Below are 18319 nucleotides of genomic sequence, written 5' to 3' on the forward strand. Positions count from 1 at the left end.
TTTACACAGTGCGCTATTAATCATCCACAAAAACACTACTCTTAAACAGTAGTTTGCACACCTGCATACTGTTCTATCAATCGCACCATTAGATCATTAAGTTTTTCTACTTTAAAACTTTCAGTAGTGGCTTCTATGTGATCATTTCCTATCCCGCTGTCATCAGTTAAGAACACATATGTTCCTTTAGTTGACACACTAAAAGACCTCATTAAAAACTCTACTTCTTTATTTGCTCCACTGGCAACTACTGGAATAATTTTTATACCCTGCTCTCTTGCTTTTGCAATTTGACTTTTAATCATGACAACGTTTTCTTGGTTAAAATGAGGTGGAGCATCAAGCATCAAAAAGAGTATTCTTGCTTTTGCTTTCTCGTTCCATGACTGTGATAATGACACTTTAAGTGCCTCCTCTACTGCTTCTTCATAATCTCCACCACCTGCTGCGTGCTGCACCGAAAGGAAGTCTTTTACTTCATTTACATCACTACTAAAATCTATTGCACGAGTTACATAATCATCACCATGGTCTCTGTACACCGTAAGCGCCACTCTCTTCTGCTCAACACTCGTATCTATTCTACTCATTATATTCTTGAGTTCTGACTTGAGATATGCAATCTCATCACCCATGGAACCTGTAGCATCTACTGCAAATAATATGTCGATAGCATTACTAGCTTGATGCTCATTAATTGTAAAAGAGACTTGTTTCTGATTTCTAGAAATTTTCTTTCCTTCTATTTTTCCACTATAATACAGTTGTACTAAATAAGTATCTGTTGGGTTATTCTTTCCTTTAAATAGCATACTCATTCCCGAAGCATCTGTCATTCCTTTCATCAAGAGGTTATTATTTTTATAAAGAGCAACATCAACGTTTGCTATTGGCAGTCCGCTATTATCTGCTACTTGGATATCAGTTCTACCATCATGATTAAACTCCCACTTCTTTGCGATTTCCTTTGCTTCTCCGGAGTTGTAGATTTTTACAAACTCAGCGTATTTCTCTATATCATTTATTTCACCAGCTGTTAGTTGGCCATACGCAGGATCATTCTGAGAAATTCCAGATAAAGGTTTGTCATCCGTAATATGTATTCCAGCAACTTTCCCTTCAAGTTTTGAAGAAACGGTAGAAACAGCATATCCTAATGCTTTCTTCTCTCTTCTTACACCCATGGCTGTAATCACGACTTCATCTAACTCACTACTGTATTCTAAAATGACATTTATAGTAGTCTGAGAATTAACAGGAACCTCTTTTGAATTATAACCAACGTATGTGAAGACTAATGTATCTGTAGCAGCAGCTTTAACCTCGTAGTTCCCATTAAAATCGGACACAACTCCTATCTCACTGTTTTTTATAAGAACATTAGCTCCTGGAAGAGGTTCGCCATCATCTGATACATTTCCTGAAATTATTATTTCTTGTGCTTGTACTCCTAGTATAAAAAGGAGCAGCATTATGAATGTGCTAAGTGTTTTCATATCCTTTGGTTTTTAATTATGAGGTGAAATTAGAGTAGACACCACCTTTTAAAAACCTAGATTGAGGGAACAGGATGTTTGAGTGAGGGAAGTAACCCTTAAGTTGAAGTTGAAGTTGAAGTTGAAGTTGAAGTTGAAGTTGAAGTTGAAGTTGAAGTTGAAGTTGAAGTTGAAGTTGAAGTTGAATATTAATTACTTCTCAAAATATTTCATTAGAAACCGATTACAACTTCTTAGCCTCTTCCCAGAAAGCATCCATTTCGGCAAGTGTCATGTCTGAAAGATCTTTTCCAAGTTCCTTTGCTTTGCCTTCTAAGTATTGAAAGCGTTTTATAAATTTCTTATTGGTGCGCTCTAGTGCGCTTTCTGGATCTACTTTCAAGAAGCGTGCGTAGTTAATCATTGAGAAGAGCACATCACCAAACTCAGCTTCAATCTTCTCTTGATTGTTTTCATTTACTTCGTGCTGTAGCTCCTCAAGTTCTTCTTGTACCTTTTCAAACACTTGCTGTGGTTCTTCCCAGTCAAATCCTACGCCAGCTACTTTATCTTGAATTCGGCTGGCTTTTACTAGTGCGGGTAATCCTTTTGGCACACCTTCTAGTACAGACTTCTTACCTTCTTTGAGCTTAAGTTTTTCCCAGTTGCGCTCCACCTCTTTTGCATCTGCAACATCTATATCTCCATAAATGTGAGGATGGCGAGAAACAAGTTTATCTGAAATACTGTTTGCAACATCTGCGATATCAAAGTCCTTGGTCTCGCTTCCTATTTTCGCATAAAAAACAATATGCAATAAGAGATCTCCTAGTTCCTTCTTTACTTCTTCTAGGTCATTATCTAGTATGGCATCGCCTAGTTCATAAGTCTCCTCTATGGTAAGATGGCGCAGGCTCTCCATCGTTTGTTTTTTATCCCAAGGACAACCTACGCGTAGCTCATCCATTATGGTAAGTAATCTATCAAAGGCTTGTAATTGCGTTTCTCTTGTATTCATCTTCCCTTGTGTAAGTGTAGCGGCAACTATTTGCTGTTGTCACCTCTATTTAGTGTTATTTACAGTATTCTGGTTTGGCACATTTTCGCGAAAGCGTAACTATCATTAAAACTAAAAAAGCCTTTACAAATAAACTGTAAAGGCTTTTTAATATTATAAAAAGTTATGCACTATTCCTCTTCTTCGCTTGCTGCTGCTGGCGCTTCAAAGTTAAGCATATCTTTTGCTTGTAAAATGTTGTACCACTGTACTACCTTTTTGATATCACTAGCATACACACGATCCTCATCATAATCTGGAATCACGTTAAAGAAAAACTCTTCAAGCTCGTCTTTTGACACTTTATGATTAATAGTAGGCGCTCCATTTTCCTTGTCTTTTATGGCTTGTAACACCTCTCTAAGTGGCTTCTCCTCACTTAAGGTGTAAATAGCAATTTCAGAAAGTACACTTACGTTATGGCGTATACCTACGGTAATTCTCTTACCATCTACTAGAGATTCTGCCACAAAACCACTGCGTGTTTGTTGCTTTAACTCATATATTCCAGGCTTTCCAGCGATTGCAATTACTTTATCTAAACTCATATGTTATTCAAATTGGGTGGCAAAGATGCACTTTGCCATACATATTTACAAATTTTGTTTGCAAGGATTCGTTAATCTTTACAACACTTTAACGCTACTAGCGCTTTTTTGATGCCGCCGGAAAACGCATGCGATACTCTGCATTACACTTACCTTTTGAAATATTTACAAGCTTTCCTTTGATTAAACGCTTTTTAAGGCTCGATAGTTTATCTGTAAAAAGCACTCCTTCAATGTGGTCATACTCATGCTGGATTACTCTAGCAATAAGTCCGTCGTAAGTCTCTGTGTACTCTTTAAAGTTCTCATCTTGGTACCTGATAGTTACCTTAGGTTTTCTAAAAACGTCTTCGTTTATCCCTGGGATACTCAAGCAACCTTCAGAAAATGCCCACTCCTCGCCTTCTTCTTCAAGAATCTCTGCATTTACAAAGGTTTTCTTGAAGTTTGCAAGCTGTTCTTGCTCTTCTGGAGTATAGCTTTCATCTTCTGCAAAAGGTGTTGTATCTACTAGAAACACACGTATAGGTAAACCTATTTGAGGTGCTGCAAGCCCTACGCCGTGAGCTTCATACATCGTATAATACATATTCTCAATGAGCTCGCTAAATTTAGGATACTCCGGAGTAATATCTTTTGCTTTTTTCTTAAGTACGGGATCTCCGTACGCCACAATTGGTATAATCATATCTACTTATTATACAGGTAATCCTGAAGGATAATCGTTGCACTTATTTGATCTACAAGTGCTTTATTTTGTCTTTTCTTTTTACCGATACCACTGTCTAACATGGTCTGGAAAGCCATCTTTGAAGTAAACCTTTCATCTTGTCTAATGATGGTTAGCTCTGGATGTTTTTTTTCTACGCTTTCGCGAAAGCGTACAATATCTACCTCCACATCACTCGCCTCATTATTCATGCGCTTAGGCTCACCTATCACCATAGCCTCCACCTTCTCTTCTGAAAGATACTTCTTTAAAAAAGTAAAAATATCTTTAGTTTCAACCGTTGTAAGACCTGAAGCGATCATCTGCAACTCGTCTGTCACTGCGATACCAGTGCGCTTTGTTCCGTAATCTATTGCAATGATGCGTGCCATCTGTAAAATTTGTGCAAAAATAAGGAAAAACAAGCTATAAGGTCGTGCATCGCAATAGCTTTCATAATAGTAAGGTCTTGTAATCACAAAAAGCAGCTATTTATAGCGTAGCCTATCTTTTACCAGCTAAGTGCTGACATAGCTTCACAATGCACATTACAACCAAGGACCACTTGTTTTATATATAACAAGAAAGCCTTAACTTGTTTGAGTTTTGCCCCACTAGAAACCATCAAAAAGCATTTGAAACTTTATCTTTGAACATCCATTAACGATTACTGAGAAGAGTTAACATACCTTACTCAGCGCTTAAAAATATCAAATGACACAACTTAGAAACATCATCGAAGAGGCTTGGGAGGATCGCTCGCTCCTTACTAATCCAGTAACAATAAATGCTATACGTGAGGTAGTAGACATGCTAGACCGTGGTACGCTACGGGTTGCAGAACCTACAGAAGACGGATGGCAAGTAAATGAGTGGGTAAAAAAGGCGGTTGTACTTTATTTCCCTATCCAAAAAATGGAAACTCTGGAAGCTGGAATCTTTGAATATCATGATAAAATTCCATTAAAGAGAGACTTTGCAAATCGCGGTATTCGTGTAGTGCCTAACGCAGTAGCACGTCACGGAGCTTATATTTCTAAAGGAGTAATCTTAATGCCTAGTTATGTAAACATAGGAGCTTATGTAGATGAGGGAACTATGGTAGACACATGGGCAACCGTAGGAAGCTGCGCACAAATAGGTAAAAACGTACACCTAAGTGGTGGTGTAGGTATAGGTGGTGTTCTAGAACCACTACAAGCATCTCCAGTAATTATAGAAGATGGTGCTTTTATAGGATCTAGATGTATTGTTGTAGAAGGTGTACACGTTGAGAAAGAAGCTGTTTTAGGTGCAAACGTAGTACTTACTATGAGCACAAAAATTATTGACGTTACTGGTGATGAGCCTGTAGAAATGAAAGGACGCGTACCTGCCAGATCTGTAGTAATCCCTGGAAGTTATACTAAGAAATTTGCTGCAGGAGAGTACCAAGTTCCTTGTGCACTAATTATAGGTAAACGTAAAGAGAGCACTAACAAAAAGACATCTCTTAATGATGCCTTAAGAGAGTACGACGTAGCAGTATAATATGACAACGGAGCAAACTAATGACATTAACATAGATGCGGTTATCACATGGGTAAATGGTGATGACTTAACATGGCAACATAAAATCAATACGTATCTAGATACTAAAATTGATTTCTCTAAAAAAGCAGAGAGTACTCGCTACAATGCAATAGGCGAAGTGCAGATTGCAATAGCATCCATCATCAAGTTTGCTCCGTTTATTAAAAATATATACCTAGTTACTGACAACCAGGTACCACAAGATTTTGATGTCTTATCTACAAAGGCTCAAGAACAAGGGGTCAACCTAGAAATTATAGATCACACAGTGATTTTTAAGGATTATGAGGAGGCCTTACCTAGCTTCAACTCTATCTCTATCGAAGTAATGCTCTACAGAATCCCAAACTTATCTGAGCATTTTGTGGTTTTTAATGATGATTTCTTCTTAATGAGGGCTACGTCTCCAGAAGATTTTTTTATCAATGGCATGCCCATACTACGCGGCTCTTGGGAGAAGTTTAATGAAGATAGAACACTTAGAGTATACTATCAAAAGCTACTCAAGCTTATAGGAAAGGAACCAGACCCTAACAGAACAAGTTTCAAAAGGCTACAGCAGCAAAGCGCTATGCTTGCTGGTACTAAAAAATATGTGAGAAGATATCACACTCCTATGAGTGTAAGAAAATCTACGCTAGTAGATTATTTTCACGAGCATGAGGACTTGCTCAAAAAAAATATTTCATTTAGGTTTCGGGATAAGAGTCAGTTTTTACTTTCTTCCTTATCTGAGCATCTAGAAATTAAAAAAGGAACCTTTCACTACACAAAAGACACGCAATTAACTTATTTTCGATCTTACAAGAAACCCTCGAGTGTAAAAAAGAAGTTGGCTCAATTTATAGATGATCCTTCTAAGATATTTGTCACATTCCAGAGTTTAGAAAAAGCAGATGCTGCTTTACTTATATATATTAAAGACTGGATATCTGCCAGACTAACATCTTAACATGGACTACAAATTTCTCATTTACATCTCATATAGCTACTCTATTCCTATAGGTAAACCACTAGAACAGGAACTACTAAGATTAGGTCACAGCGTACGCTGGTTTGCAGATCAAGATGAGGGAAAAGAAAAACTGCTTGTTGAGCAAGGTGCACTGCATACTATAGATGAAGCGGCTGCATACAGACCACATATTGTGCTCACTGCTACAGACAGTGTAGCACATTTTTTATCAGGTATTAAAGTGCAGATTTTTCATGGTTTTCCTGCCAATAAACGCAAAGGAACAGACCAGTTTAGAATACGAGGTTTTTTTGATTTATACTGTACACAAGGACCGTCGAGCACAGTCCCTTTTAAAAAGCAGCAAAAAAAATATCCTCATTTTGAAGTAGTAGAAACTGGCTGGTCAAAGGTTGACCCACTGTTTCCTATTGAAAATAATGAGACAGAAAAGCCTACTATATTAATTGCCTCTACATTTACAAAAGATTATAGTATTGCCTTAAAAGACGAGGTAATAGAAGAACTGGTACGTCTATCTAAGCTAGATAAGTGGAAGTTTAATATTGTACTCCACCCTAAGTTGGACCCGGCTGTACACGCAAAAATCAAAGCATTACAAAATGAGAATTTTGTGTATCATGACACCACAGATTTAATACCGTTATTTAAAAAGGCAAACATACTTTTTGCTGATACTACTTCTGCGATTATAGAGTTTTTATTACAACACAAACCGGTCGTTACTTTTAGGAATAATATGCCTGGACCATACCTTGTAGATGTAACAGAAGTAAGTGACATTGAGAAAGAAATTACTCGCGCACTAACGAATCCTCCTGAGTTAATCAAGCACATAGAGGAGTTTGCTGCATTTTCTCACCCATATCATGATGGACAATCTAGCCGCAGAGTTATAGATGCCACTATCGCATTTTTACACAGTGATAAATCTCACTTAAAAAAGAAGCCTTATAACTTCATAAGGAAATACAAGATGCGCAAGCGATTACAATATCACGGCCCAGTATTTCAACACGATACTATTATCGATTCTTTAGATCAAAAGTAAATTAAGCAACACACTTAAGCAGATTTAAATAGTAGTAAGCCTGTTAATAAGAGTAAAGTAAATTCGTACCAATAGCGTCATGAGCAGTTAGTAGTAAAGTCATAGGTTTACTTATAAGGTTTTTAAAGTACGCTTTCGCGAAAGCGTAACTACTCACTCACCACTTTTAACGAAACATATTTACTACTTACTACAAGTGTAAACAACAAAAAGCCTCTCAGTTTCCTGAGAGGCTTTTATTATAAAAAACTAGATGGTGAGAATTACTCTCCTCCTTCCATTTTCTTTTTAAGAGCTGCAAGAGCATCGTTTGCATCACCTAAAGTAGGCTTAGACTCATCTGATTGAGTTTTAGCTTTCTTAGCTTGTTGCTTAACGATTTTAGCTTCTTCTTCTTTATGGATAACCATATGTGAAGCAACTACACGCTTGAAGTCTTTGTTGAATTCAATAATTTGGAATTCTGCTTCTTCTCCTTTTCCTAATTTAGTTCCGTCTTCTTTTTCAAGGTGACGTGTAGGAACAAATGCAGTAATATCCTCGTTAAAATCGATAGTAGCTCCTTTGTCTACAATCTCTGTGATTGCAGCTTTGTGAGTAGTACCCATTTTGAACTCATCCTCGTACTTATCCCAAGGATTTGCTTCGATTTGTTTGTGACCTAAAGATAATTTACGTCCATCTACGTCAAGCTCAAGAACCACTACTTCTAGTTTATCTCCTACCTCACAGAATTCTGATGGATGCTTCACTTTCTTAGTCCAAGAAAGATCTGAGATGTAAATTAATCCATCAATACCTTCTTCTAGCTCTAAGAACACACCGAAGTTTGTAAAGTTACGTACGATACCTTCGTGACGTGAACCTACAGGGTATTTTGAAGTAATATCTGTCCATGGATCTTGCGTTAATTGCTTGATACCAAGGCTCATCTTGCGATCTTCACGATCTAAAGTAAGGATTTGAGCATCTACTACGTCTCCTACTTTTACAAAGTCTTGAGCGCTACGTAAGTGCGTAGACCATGACATTTCTGATACGTGGATAAGACCTTCTACTCCTTCTTCTACTTCGATAAATGCACCGTAATCTGCGATTACAACTACTTTACCTTTTACGTTATCACCTACTTTGAGCTCTTCTCCTAAAGCTTCCCATGGATGCTTAGAAAGTTGCTTAAGACCTAACTGGATACGTGTTTTATCCTCATCAAAGTCAAGGATTACAACATTCAGTTTCTGATCAAGCTCAACGATTTCATTCGGGTGGTTGATACGTGACCAAGAAAGGTCTGTAATGTGTACCAATCCATCAACACCTCCAAGATCAACAAATACACCGTAAGAAGTAATGTTTTTAACAACACCTTCAAGTACTTGTCCTTTTTCAAGCTGCCCGATGATCTCCTTCTTCTGCTCTTCGATATCTGCTTCGATAAGCGCTTTGTGAGATACTACAACGTTTTTAAACTCGTGGTTGATTTTTACAACCTTGAATTCCATTGTTTTATTTACATACTGATCGTAATCACGGATAGGCTTCACATCAATTTGTGATCCTGGTAAGAATGCTTCGATACCGAATACATCTACGATCATACCTCCTTTAGTACGAGCTTTTACAAATCCGTTTACGATAGTTCCCTCATCGTGTGCTGCGTTAACGCGATCCCAAGCCTTGATAACACGTGCCTTACGGTGTGATAATATCAATTGACCAGTTGCATCTTCACGTACGTCAATAAGTACTTCTACTTTATCACCTACTTTAAGATCTGGATTGTAACGGAACTCATTAAGAGAAATCACCCCTTCAGACTTAGCGTTAATGTCAATGATTGCATCACGATCAGTAATTGTAATTACTGTTCCTTCTACTACATCGTCATCAAGTGTATCTACAAAGTTTTGAGCTACTAGCGCTTCAAACTCTTCAAGTTGCTTGTCATCTACAGTGTCGATTCCTTCTTCGTACTTTTCCCAGTTAAAATCTTCAAGAAATTTCTTTGGGTTCTCTTGAGCTGGAGATAGCTCAACTTTTGGTGCTACTACTGCAGCGTCTTCCTGAACTTCAGGATTTTTTGTTTCTTCAGCCATTTGCTAAAATTTGCATCCATCTCAAAACAAGCGTTTTATAGATAGATGGGTTTTGTATTTTACGTTTCTGCGAAAGCTTAATAAACCAAGAAACCGTAAAAGGGTTTGTTTTGTTTTTTAAATACCTCTCTGGCAGCTTTCTAAAGGTGGCCAAAAAGGAGTGCAAAAATACATCCTTTATCTTGATTTACAAAGGGGTTGTGAGATAAAAAAGCGTCTCCATAGTTATCCTACATTTTCAGAACAATTAACTTACTCTTCTAAGGCTGTTACACCCTCTAATCACAAGAACTAAACCCATGTGCCTAAGCTTATTGCATACAACATCATAACGTAAATTTTACATAAAAATAACAAGCCCAAAGGAAAACCGTAAACAAGTGTAAAAATCTATTTGTAGATTAGCCAACATAAATAAGCACATCAACTACTAGGTGTTGTTTATGTGCTTGTACGCTTTCGCGAAAGCGTAAGTATTTTATATATAATATAGTCGCGTGTAGTAACTCCGAAGGAAAAATTGAGCCTACTGAGAAGCATGAGAGATTCAAAATAAATCATCAATAATCATTCAAAAAACATAACTATGAAACTTTTTCTAAACCTCCTTTTAGCTTGTACACTCTTACTTACCTCTTGTGATAGTGATGATGATACTACGAGTATCGATAACCTATCAACACTTACAGACTTGAATGGTGAAACTGGTTTATCATATGACGAAAGTTTGAGCAAGTGGACAGGTTTAAAAACTGACAATGGAAGATCATACATCTATCAAACAGACATTATCTCCTTTACAGGTGATGGAAGCACTACAGAAATCAAAGTTCTAGATAACAGTGTGGTCTCTAGAGTATACCAATCCTTTACTATAAATGGTGAGACTGGAGAAAGAACAATTACAGACACCTATTCTGAAAACGAAGCTGCTTTAGGAACTAACCAAGAAGGAGCTGCACCGCTTACAATAGACGAGTTATACAATTCTTGCGCAAGCGAATACCTCGTAGTAGATCAAGAGAACAATACGATATACTTACAAACTGAAGTAAATGGCTTACTTACATTATGCGGTTTTACACCTAATAATTGTGCCGATGATTGTTTTACCGGAATTTCTATAAAAGCATTTGACTGGATTAACTAGTCATACTTTACAGTACAGTATGTTTTCGTGAAGCAGGTCAATGTCGTAAAAAAAACAGATTTCCTATTCTATTTGTGAGTAAAAAGCAACGGTTTCTACTACGACTTACAGTTATCAAAACCTCTAAAACCTTGTTGTATAATATTTTACAAGTAGATTGCACGCAACCAAATGAAAGTTTTTGCATCTTCTTTTCAAATAATCAATTTAATACATAATGAATAAAACATTTTTGCTGCTCGCATTTATTGGAACTCTAATTTCATGTTCAACAGACGATGATAAGGATATAGATAATACCTGTAATGTTTCAGACCCTACCGAAGAGCTAGTTTGGCTCAAAGAAGAAATTGACACTATTAAGGATGATGAGTTTTCATTTTACGCTATGGCAACTCTTGATGGTGAAACAGTATTCTATTATGGTAATTGTAATCCTGCTGTCAATTATATATCAACCTTACGAAACTGTAGCGGTGAGGTTTTAGGTAATACCAATGACTTCTCTGACGAATTAACAGATATTACTATTATTTACAAGCATGAAAATACTCAGTGTGATTTTTAAGAATACAGTCAATTAAAATCTAAAAACATAAGTACCGTAAAATACCATACTTATTAAACTCAATCAAAAGGTGGAATTTGTATACCTGCAAATTCTACCTTTTTTTATGCTTCATCTTAACATCAGATGTACTTTAAGTTTTAAAACATCTATGAATTAACTCGCTTGGTAATTTTATTTATCTCTATCACTATTTTTGCGATGTACTTATTTTCACAGTTTGAGACTTAAGCTCTTAACTTCCTACTTATACATTGTATATTTATGCTATAGAACAATGGTAAGATCAGCCGCTACAATCCATTTATTTGTATCAAATCTTATTTGAAAATCCCTATAGCAATAATGAAAACATTAAAAGAACAAACAGACGCCAAAATTGAAGCTGGAAGACAGGCAAAACCTGACTTTATGAAAGGTGTAGATAAAGTTATCGAGGAGGCTAAAGCTTTTTTAACTGGAAAGGATGCGCTTCAAATAGGTGACAAAGCTCCAGAGTTTGAACTTCCTAATCCTAAAAAGCAGAAGATATCTCTCACCACTTTATTGAGTCAAGGTCCTGTTGTGGTTACATTTTATCGCGGTGATTGGTGTCCTTATTGCAACTTACAACTACGAGCATTACAGTCAAAACTAGAGGAAATTCGCACGCTAGGCGCAACACTTGTTGCCATAAGTCCACAGGTGCCAGATGGATCTATGACAGAAAGTGAGATTAGCAATATGGAATTTACGGTACTATCTGATCAAGATGCAAAGGTTGCTTCTCTATATGGCGTATCCTGGGAGGTGCCAGCATTTTTAATGGACCACATGAAGGTAGATAGAGGACTAGATTTGGATAAAATCAACAATGGCAAAGGAAGCATATTACCTATTCCTGCCACTTTTGTGCTCAATAATGAAGGCATAGTTACATGGAGCTATGTAAATGTGGACTATAGAACACGAGCAGAACCTAGTGACATTATTGAGGCTCTTAAAGCAATTTCTTAAAATAGAACTAGTGATAGTGCAAACCGTTGTTCAAACTCTTTTATCAATGTTACGGAAAATCTATATAATCGCAATTATGCTAGCCTTTACTAGCTGCGACTCTAGCAAACACATACAAGGCCATAAGAGTAGTGAGAACACAACTGCAGTAATAGAAAAATTAAATAGTAGTAGTTTTGTAAATGACTTCCTTTCTTTCTCTTATCCCGCATCATTCAAGACCTCTTATGAAGCACACGAGACTTTAAAAGTAAACACGCTAAAGGGTGATAGCACAACTATTGTGATTTATGAAATGGATCAAGAATTAAAACTTGAAGATTTTGCAAGAGCATTTATAAATAATATGAATACATCTACTCAAGAGATAAATAGTCTAGATTTTCAATTAGGTAATGACACACTGCCTGCAAAGAAAGCAACCATAAACAATAGTAAAGAGGTACTAATCCTAGAGGTGAAAAACTCAACCAAAAAAACATTTTTCGTGAGTTTTGAAAAACTCATGACAAAAGACGGAGATTTTACAGAAGAAACCAAGTCAACAATGCAACTGATTAACTCAACAATTAATTATAAATAATCCAGCAATCTTAAGTGCATATATTTATAGCCCGCCACAAACAATGATTAGTATTAGAAGAGTATGGATTGGAGCACCTTTGAGATAGACAATAAACCATTTAAATGGGGACAAACATTTAATGACGTTTTTGAAATCTTTGGGCGTGAAAACCTCAACAAGAGCACTAGTTCTTGGAAACTTCACAAAATACCTTCAAACGGGTTTTTAGGCTTAGATGGTGTTTCATGTGAATTCTACGGGCCTTCTTATGACAGACCTATTTCCTCCATTTCATTTGGATTAAAACCTATCAAAAAGGGATGGTTTCAACACCACCACTCGCCTTATATGAAGCAGCTCATATCTATACTAGGCGAACCTCATAACGTTCATGAGAATCTGCTGCCCAAGGACAAAAAGTATAACGAGGGATATAGCAGCGGCAGTGTTATTTATGCTGCACACTGGTGGTTTGGCGATATTAGGATTGGCCTCTCTGTCTATGGAGGTATTAGAAATGAGTCATTAGGAAAAACAGCGGCACTTCTCTATATAGGTTGGTATAATGAGATAGCAATGGCTAAGCCATACATCAATGACTTTTATGCTAGAGAAGCTCGCATAAGCAAGCAGCTCACTCTAGTAGAAACCTTTACACTCAGCTATGGCCAATTAAAAACACTCCGTAGATCTTATGAGCTACCTAGTGATTTACTGGCAGATAAGGAAGATGAAGTTCACGCAGCACAACTCGCTTTATATCACGCTAAGGTTTATAGAACCCCAAAGGAGCTAGCACAACAAATGGAACCCAACCAGCTACGGCTTTTATCTCTAGACACTACCCAGCAATACGCACTAGCCACTATGCACGACTTCACGGTATTTGACTATGATAGCGAGCTCGTCTTTACTAATGTACTACCAGCAAAAGGAGCCGGAGCTACAGAGATCACTGTAAATAACATAACATATAGAGACAGTCCTAATAGTGTCCCGTTATCTCAACTCAAAACCAAACTCAAAGCGTTAGGCTTTACTATTAAAACCAATAAGTTTTACGATGCTTGATGATTGCAAAAGGTGTTCATAACAACTTTATCAAACTAGCAGCTTACAGCATATTCTGATTAAAATGAGTGGTGCTACGCTTTCGCGAAAATATGCTCACAATCACTATTTCTAGTAACAATGTAGACTGCGCTAGAATTATAAATAAGTGTATATTTATGCAATCAATTAAAAAACAATCAGCTATAGGCAAAATGCTTTCCATAATTTATTTAATAGCCTATTAGACTTAAGACGCAATAATTGAGATTAGAACAAAAACACAGCGGAGAAAATAGAACATTTCTCATTCAAGAAAGTGGATTAAAGATATCTGAGAATAGCTCCTTTGGAAATATTAGCCGAATTATCCCTTTTGAAAACATCACTAATGAATTTGTGTCATTAAAATTCAATCCAATACACTACTTATTACTCATTGTTCTGTTTGTCCTACTAGTATTCTCTTTTCTAGTTCTAAAGATGTACGAGATTGAAAGTTTAGAGAAAATTTATGGAGCAATAATGGTATTTCTTATTGGTGGTACATTTGGAGTTTTAAACTTTAAAATAGCGTCAACAGTCCTCAGATGTATAGATTACGAAGGGATTGAATTTTATAAGGACCTAACATCAAAAAAAGAGATGAACTTATTTCTTAATGAATTATTTAAACGAAGAAATAAATACTTGCAAAAGAGGTTTGAAAAAGTAAATCCGAATTTGAATTATGAGTATCAATATGAAATGTTTTATCATTTACACTCATTAGAAGTAATTAACGCTGGAAAACTAGAGGAGCTCATTTCAGATTTAGATAAGATATTCAGTGAAAGAATCATAACCTTTAGTGAAAATTAGAGACAAACATCATCATGGCTTTGAGTAAGATACAAACAAGTCTTTCAACCCCATCTTAAACCATTATTTTCCTATTGACTTCATTCATTTTCTTAAATGGTATCAAATCACTTCACATTTTCGCGAAAGCGTACTTATTTTTTTACCACGCATCGTAGCCTAACAAATTCTTACAACAATAAAAAGGCAGCAATATAGTATTGCTGCCTTTCCCTTCTTTGGAGCCCCCTAAACCCCATTCTAGCTTTGCTTTCGCGAAAGCGTAGAAATCTTCAAACCGTTGTTAATCTACTCCTTGTGCGTCGCTTATGACACGGTCTATAAAGTCTGTATTGATATGTAGCAATCTTGCTAGGTTGTATAGCACGATAATCTCACTGTCATCTATCTCGCCATCTGCATAGGAAATGATAGATAGGTCACGTAGTAAATTGAGTTTTTGCATGACCGAGAGCACTATGTGTAAATCACGTGTGAGCTCTTGCACCTCGCTTATCATCTCATCTTCTGTGAGTCCTTTTATGGTCATCATACAATTTGCAAAAACCTTAGGCGCTACAATACTGCTCAATGCTTGGATCTCTGAGTCGTCTACCACGCCATCTGCATTTGATATGAGGTAACCACCTAAGAACATTAAACGCTGTATTTTTTCTGAATGCTCGCTTTCGTCCTCTAGGTTTTCTGGCTCCATTAATGACATAATGCGCTTGATTTCTAGCTCCATCGCCTCTTCTGTAATCTCACCCTTGATGGTATCGTTAAAGGCTGCATAGGTCTCACTCTTATTAAAAAGCTCGAGTGCCTTAATCCTAAGCGGACTAAAAGGATGCGTGCTATACCAGTCTGAAGGGTCGTGATTTGAGTCGTTAAGAACTTCCTCAAGATCACTAAATTGCTCTATGTATGCATTAAGCTGGAAGTCTAATGAATCTGTTGTTACACCAGAAGATAGTTTGAAAAAGGTGCGACCTACGGCTTCAAAATCTTGACAACACAGCAGTCCTGCTCTATCTGCGCTTATCTCTGCATTTCTGTTCCACGCAAATAATTTCATCGCGTGTATAGGTGCGAGATCATTCTCACCGTGATCAAGAATCTGTCTCACTGGGTAGTCAAAGTGTTCAAATAACACATGCCCTATCTCATGCCCTACTACAAAGGTGAGCTCATCTTTTGAGAATCGCTCCAGTATTCCTGATGAGAGAATAATGTATAACTTATTATCATCTGGTGGATAGCATGAGGCATTAAACATATCACTTTGATATACAAAAAACTCAATATCTGCCTTAAGTCTCAAGGTTTGCTTGCAGTGTTCTCCTATCTCATGGAGCATGGGCGCAAGTGTCTTTGTAAGTCTTAAACTAGATTTTAATAGGTGTTTTCTAGACTTAAACTTGCTATTACCTTTATTTACTTTTTCTAGCGTCTTTTGAATCAACTCGTCTTTTTGGAAAGCGATTACATAATCTCTATCTCCATCATATACAAGTAGGTTTAAATCTACATCTGCCCTTTTATTTGTATAAATTTCTGGTTCTTGCTCTACAGTGGCTTTGTGATTGAGTGCATTTATTTCTTCTATACGTTTTGCATATGCAGTCGCTAGCTCAGAGGTTACATTTTGAAAATCTACACTTGCTTCTTGCAGTTTTGCATGATTTCCAGATGCTTGCGCATCGCTTAGCTCGCTTAACATTTTATCTTGTGCAGTAGCTAGCGCTGTTTGATGTTCTTTTTCTAGTGCTGAAAGTGTTTCTGATGTGTATGACATATTGTTAAGCTTGAACGGTTATTTTTGAATTAGATAGTTTCATGAGTCTTCCCTTGAGGTCAAAAATTCCTAGAATTTGATCTTCGCCTTTTTGAGCGATGATGTTATTGCCTGGTAGCTCTACCTCATAACCTTTCTTTTTAAGGTAGAAATACAGACTGTATTTGTGAGGGAAGGAATAGTTTGCAGCAATAAATGTGAAGTGAGAGCATAACAAAGCCGGTGCAGTTCTCACCTTACTCTCTACTTCTTCTGAAGTAATGGTCACATACACAGTGATGCCTTTAAAAGGTAGCGCGAGGTAACAGCTTTCCTTTGCCATTACTGAGGCAATGGTCGCAAAATAAATTCCTGGGTCTGAATCGATCTCTAATTTTGGCGCTATAAAATCCTCAATATTACACGCCTTTCCTAATGCTTGTACTGCCTGTGATGTTTGTAAAAACTTTTCTGGGATACCGCTTTGATTATTTGCCCATGCCCATAACCAGCTTTTCTCATTTTCTGAATAGGTTCCTAGTACTTGAATGTCAAAGACCTTATCATCACCAAAGGTTACTTTACCCTCAAGCATGTCACAACTCCATCCTAAATCTTTTACCAACTCATCAAATATTTCTTGCTTTTCAAGTGATAATGCAATAGACTGGTTATACAATTCTTCTATAGTCACTGTAGATTCACCAGTCTCCTTCTGACCACCAGTAGCAGCTGTGTCTGATGTATTTGCTGTGGCAGCTTCTGTAGTTCCCTCTGCAAACTCTTCTAGTTTTTCTTCAAGAAGTGAAGTAATACGTTCAGCTCTTTCTTCTACTTTATCTGCGTTAACCACTGGGCCGTGATTTATTTTCAAAATGCCTTCTTCAAAGGTGATAGCGCGTTCTAGATTATGCTCATCATTTTCATTTACAATCACTACACTTTTTAAGCCTGCTTTTAAAAGCTCTACTCCCATAGCGTCCTCGCAAATCACCTTAAAGGCTTCTATTAACGGTAAAAAGTAAATTTTAGGGAATGTATCATTATACAGGTGAGAGAAACGATCTTCCATTAACGTGTTCCACTCTATTTGTAAAGGCACTGTATAACCAGCTGCTCGGTTGATTTCGGTTTCTAATTGTGGAAATACTTCTTTTTGAAATGCTTGAATGATTCTTTTTTCTTTAAGTCCCATAATGTTGTGTTTTTATAATTGATAAAATTGTTTTTATAATAATTGAAGTAATTTTTCTTCTAATAATGAAGAAAGGTTTTGAGGCAAGGCTTTGTGTATTGCAATTGATATAGTTAGTGTGCTTGCCTCAATAGTAAGTTGTAATTTTTCTGCTTGCTGAATGACGATGTTGTCAACACCTAGCCAAGCTTCTTTTCCTAAGCTGTCTTTTGTAATCGACTCTATACATTTTTTAAATGCTACAAATAGGTCTTGGACATTAAGTCTATTGTTTTCCTCTTTGAGATCTAGTGCTTCTACATTGATATGTTTAATCTGACTTCCTAACTGTAATTTTTCATTTTTTAACCAAATTTTGAGTTGTAATACTGTTAACTCATTTGAAGTGGATGGTAATGGTCTACTTATCGCTCCTTGTGACAACTCTACAACCATTTTTTTAGGTTGCTTTACTGTAACCATTGCAATGCTATGCATGTGTACATAGGATATTTCTTCGTTTTGAGTGCGTAAACAGATAGCTGTAGTGTGATTATCATCTTTTTTTAGATCAATGAGTAACCCCTCTAGGTAGATTCCGTTAGTCAGTGAAATCATTATTAAAACATCTTCTTCTTTTTTGAAAATAGACTGTAGGACTCCCTCTAACGTCTGGGCTACAAACGCTTTATAGTATGGTGATGTATTCATGATG

At 36.7% G+C, this 18319-nt stretch carries 18 protein-coding genes; 9 read left to right on the forward strand and 9 right to left on the reverse strand.

Translation table 11 applies throughout. The annotated features are described in order from the left end of the window. Positions 1-41: 41 nt before the first annotated feature. From ACJJVU_RS12470 to ruvX, 5 genes are all read right to left on the reverse strand, one after another. Positions 42-1496, reverse strand: a complete 1455-nt coding sequence (locus ACJJVU_RS12470; protein ID WP_405225970.1) for a carboxypeptidase-like regulatory domain-containing protein — start codon at positions 1494-1496, stop codon at positions 42-44. A 223-nt stretch (positions 1497-1719) separates the two neighbouring features. After that, positions 1720-2493, reverse strand: a complete 774-nt coding sequence (gene mazG, locus ACJJVU_RS12475; protein WP_405225973.1) for a nucleoside triphosphate pyrophosphohydrolase — start codon at positions 2491-2493, stop codon at positions 1720-1722. 170 nt (positions 2494-2663) lie between these two features. Continuing rightward, positions 2664-3080, reverse strand: coding sequence for a DUF5606 domain-containing protein (locus ACJJVU_RS12480; protein WP_405225976.1), 417 nt, complete (start codon positions 3078-3080; stop codon positions 2664-2666). 97 nt (positions 3081-3177) lie between these two features. Continuing rightward, entirely contained in the window at positions 3178-3768 is a 591-nt protein-coding gene (def, locus tag ACJJVU_RS12485; RefSeq protein WP_405225979.1) for a peptide deformylase, read from the reverse strand. A 2-nt stretch (positions 3769-3770) separates the two neighbouring features. Further along, positions 3771-4181 carry a Holliday junction resolvase RuvX gene (gene ruvX / locus ACJJVU_RS12490; protein ID WP_013749737.1) on the reverse strand — a complete coding sequence of 137 codons (411 nt, stop codon included), beginning with the start codon at positions 4179-4181 and terminating at the stop codon, positions 3771-3773. A gap of 322 nt (positions 4182-4503) precedes the next feature. On the opposite strand from ruvX, the gene ACJJVU_RS12495 reads away from it, so the two are divergent. The 3 genes from ACJJVU_RS12495 to ACJJVU_RS12505 are packed head-to-tail and all read left to right on the forward strand — an operon-like array spanning position 4504 to position 7388. Further along, positions 4504-5319: a 2,3,4,5-tetrahydropyridine-2,6-dicarboxylate N-succinyltransferase gene (locus tag ACJJVU_RS12495; RefSeq protein ID WP_013749738.1), complete on the forward strand. Its 816-nt coding sequence runs from the start codon at positions 4504-4506 to the stop codon at positions 5317-5319. Position 5320: 1 nt separating this feature from the next. Further along, positions 5321-6313 (forward strand): Stealth CR1 domain-containing protein, encoded by a 993-nt coding sequence (locus ACJJVU_RS12500; protein WP_405225984.1) that lies wholly within the window; start codon positions 5321-5323, stop codon positions 6311-6313. 1 nt (position 6314) lies between these two features. After that, positions 6315-7388: a CDP-glycerol glycerophosphotransferase family protein gene (locus ACJJVU_RS12505; protein WP_405225987.1), complete on the forward strand. Its 1074-nt coding sequence runs from the start codon at positions 6315-6317 to the stop codon at positions 7386-7388. A 263-nt stretch (positions 7389-7651) separates the two neighbouring features. Here the strand turns inward: ACJJVU_RS12505 and rpsA are convergent, their stop codons facing one another. Next, positions 7652-9484 (reverse strand): 30S ribosomal protein S1, encoded by a 1833-nt coding sequence (gene rpsA / locus ACJJVU_RS12510; protein ID WP_108878307.1) that lies wholly within the window; start codon positions 9482-9484, stop codon positions 7652-7654. A gap of 586 nt (positions 9485-10070) precedes the next feature. Between rpsA and ACJJVU_RS12515 the strand changes: the two genes are divergently transcribed. From ACJJVU_RS12515 to ACJJVU_RS12540, 6 genes are all read left to right on the forward strand, one after another. Beyond that, positions 10071-10634 (forward strand): hypothetical protein, encoded by a 564-nt coding sequence (locus ACJJVU_RS12515; RefSeq protein WP_405225990.1) that lies wholly within the window; start codon positions 10071-10073, stop codon positions 10632-10634. A 232-nt stretch (positions 10635-10866) separates the two neighbouring features. Next, positions 10867-11202 (forward strand): hypothetical protein, encoded by a 336-nt coding sequence (locus tag ACJJVU_RS12520; protein WP_405225993.1) that lies wholly within the window; start codon positions 10867-10869, stop codon positions 11200-11202. A 345-nt stretch (positions 11203-11547) separates the two neighbouring features. Continuing rightward, on the forward strand, positions 11548-12198 hold the full coding sequence (locus ACJJVU_RS12525; RefSeq protein WP_405225996.1) for a peroxiredoxin-like family protein: 651 nt from the start codon (positions 11548-11550) through the stop codon (positions 12196-12198). A gap of 46 nt (positions 12199-12244) precedes the next feature. Beyond that, complete coding sequence (locus ACJJVU_RS12530; protein ID WP_405225999.1) at positions 12245-12781, forward strand: hypothetical protein; 537 nt, start codon at positions 12245-12247, stop codon at positions 12779-12781. A 63-nt stretch (positions 12782-12844) separates the two neighbouring features. Then, on the forward strand, positions 12845-13834 hold the full coding sequence (locus ACJJVU_RS12535) for a hypothetical protein (RefSeq protein ID WP_405226002.1): 990 nt from the start codon (positions 12845-12847) through the stop codon (positions 13832-13834). A 243-nt stretch (positions 13835-14077) separates the two neighbouring features. Continuing rightward, on the forward strand, positions 14078-14674 hold the full coding sequence (locus ACJJVU_RS12540; RefSeq protein WP_405226005.1) for a hypothetical protein: 597 nt from the start codon (positions 14078-14080) through the stop codon (positions 14672-14674). Between the two features lie 283 nt (positions 14675-14957). Here ACJJVU_RS12540 and ACJJVU_RS12545 read toward each other — a convergent pair whose 3' ends face one another. From ACJJVU_RS12545 to ACJJVU_RS12555, 3 genes are read right to left on the reverse strand one after another with little or no spacing between them, the layout of a single operon-like run. After that, on the reverse strand, positions 14958-16451 hold the full coding sequence (locus ACJJVU_RS12545; RefSeq protein WP_405226008.1) for a M48 family metalloprotease: 1494 nt from the start codon (positions 16449-16451) through the stop codon (positions 14958-14960). A 4-nt stretch (positions 16452-16455) separates the two neighbouring features. After that, positions 16456-17625 carry a DUF6882 domain-containing protein gene (locus ACJJVU_RS12550; RefSeq protein WP_405226011.1) on the reverse strand — a complete coding sequence of 390 codons (1170 nt, stop codon included), beginning with the start codon at positions 17623-17625 and terminating at the stop codon, positions 16456-16458. A 33-nt stretch (positions 17626-17658) separates the two neighbouring features. Next, on the reverse strand, positions 17659-18315 hold the full coding sequence (locus ACJJVU_RS12555; RefSeq protein ID WP_405226014.1) for a hypothetical protein: 657 nt from the start codon (positions 18313-18315) through the stop codon (positions 17659-17661). Positions 18316-18319: the final 4 nt, after the last annotated feature.

This window comes from Dokdonia sp. Asnod1-B02, assembly GCF_045063955.1.
Classification (GTDB): domain Bacteria; phylum Bacteroidota; class Bacteroidia; order Flavobacteriales; family Flavobacteriaceae; genus Dokdonia.

Excerpts from the sequence above, each read along its gene's own strand:
- ACJJVU_RS12505 (WP_405225987.1), top strand. The coding sequence starts at position 6,315 with ATGGACTACAAATTTCTCATTTACATCTCATATAGCTACTCTATTCCT.
- ACJJVU_RS12500 (WP_405225984.1), top strand. The coding sequence starts at position 5,321 with ATGACAACGGAGCAAACTAATGACATTAACATAGATGCGGTTATCACA.
- ACJJVU_RS12545 (WP_405226008.1), bottom strand. The coding sequence starts at position 16,451 with ATGTCATACACATCAGAAACACTTTCAGCACTAGAAAAAGAACATCAA.
- ACJJVU_RS12515 (WP_405225990.1), top strand. The coding sequence starts at position 10,071 with ATGAAACTTTTTCTAAACCTCCTTTTAGCTTGTACACTCTTACTTACC.
- ACJJVU_RS12525 (WP_405225996.1), top strand. The coding sequence starts at position 11,548 with ATGAAAACATTAAAAGAACAAACAGACGCCAAAATTGAAGCTGGAAGA.
- ACJJVU_RS12530 (WP_405225999.1), top strand. The coding sequence starts at position 12,245 with ATGTTACGGAAAATCTATATAATCGCAATTATGCTAGCCTTTACTAGC.
- mazG (WP_405225973.1), bottom strand. The coding sequence starts at position 2,493 with ATGAATACAAGAGAAACGCAATTACAAGCCTTTGATAGATTACTTACC.
- ACJJVU_RS12535 (WP_405226002.1), top strand. The coding sequence starts at position 12,845 with ATGGATTGGAGCACCTTTGAGATAGACAATAAACCATTTAAATGGGGA.
- ACJJVU_RS12495 (WP_013749738.1), top strand. The coding sequence starts at position 4,504 with ATGACACAACTTAGAAACATCATCGAAGAGGCTTGGGAGGATCGCTCG.
- ACJJVU_RS12550 (WP_405226011.1), bottom strand. The coding sequence starts at position 17,625 with ATGGGACTTAAAGAAAAAAGAATCATTCAAGCATTTCAAAAAGAAGTA.
- def (WP_405225979.1), bottom strand. The coding sequence starts at position 3,768 with ATGATTATACCAATTGTGGCGTACGGAGATCCCGTACTTAAGAAAAAA.
- rpsA (WP_108878307.1), bottom strand. The coding sequence starts at position 9,484 with ATGGCTGAAGAAACAAAAAATCCTGAAGTTCAGGAAGACGCTGCAGTA.
- ACJJVU_RS12470 (WP_405225970.1), bottom strand. The coding sequence starts at position 1,496 with ATGAAAACACTTAGCACATTCATAATGCTGCTCCTTTTTATACTAGGA.
- ACJJVU_RS12480 (WP_405225976.1), bottom strand. The coding sequence starts at position 3,080 with ATGAGTTTAGATAAAGTAATTGCAATCGCTGGAAAGCCTGGAATATAT.
- ruvX (WP_013749737.1), bottom strand. The coding sequence starts at position 4,181 with ATGGCACGCATCATTGCAATAGATTACGGAACAAAGCGCACTGGTATC.
- ACJJVU_RS12555 (WP_405226014.1), bottom strand. The coding sequence starts at position 18,315 with ATGAATACATCACCATACTATAAAGCGTTTGTAGCCCAGACGTTAGAG.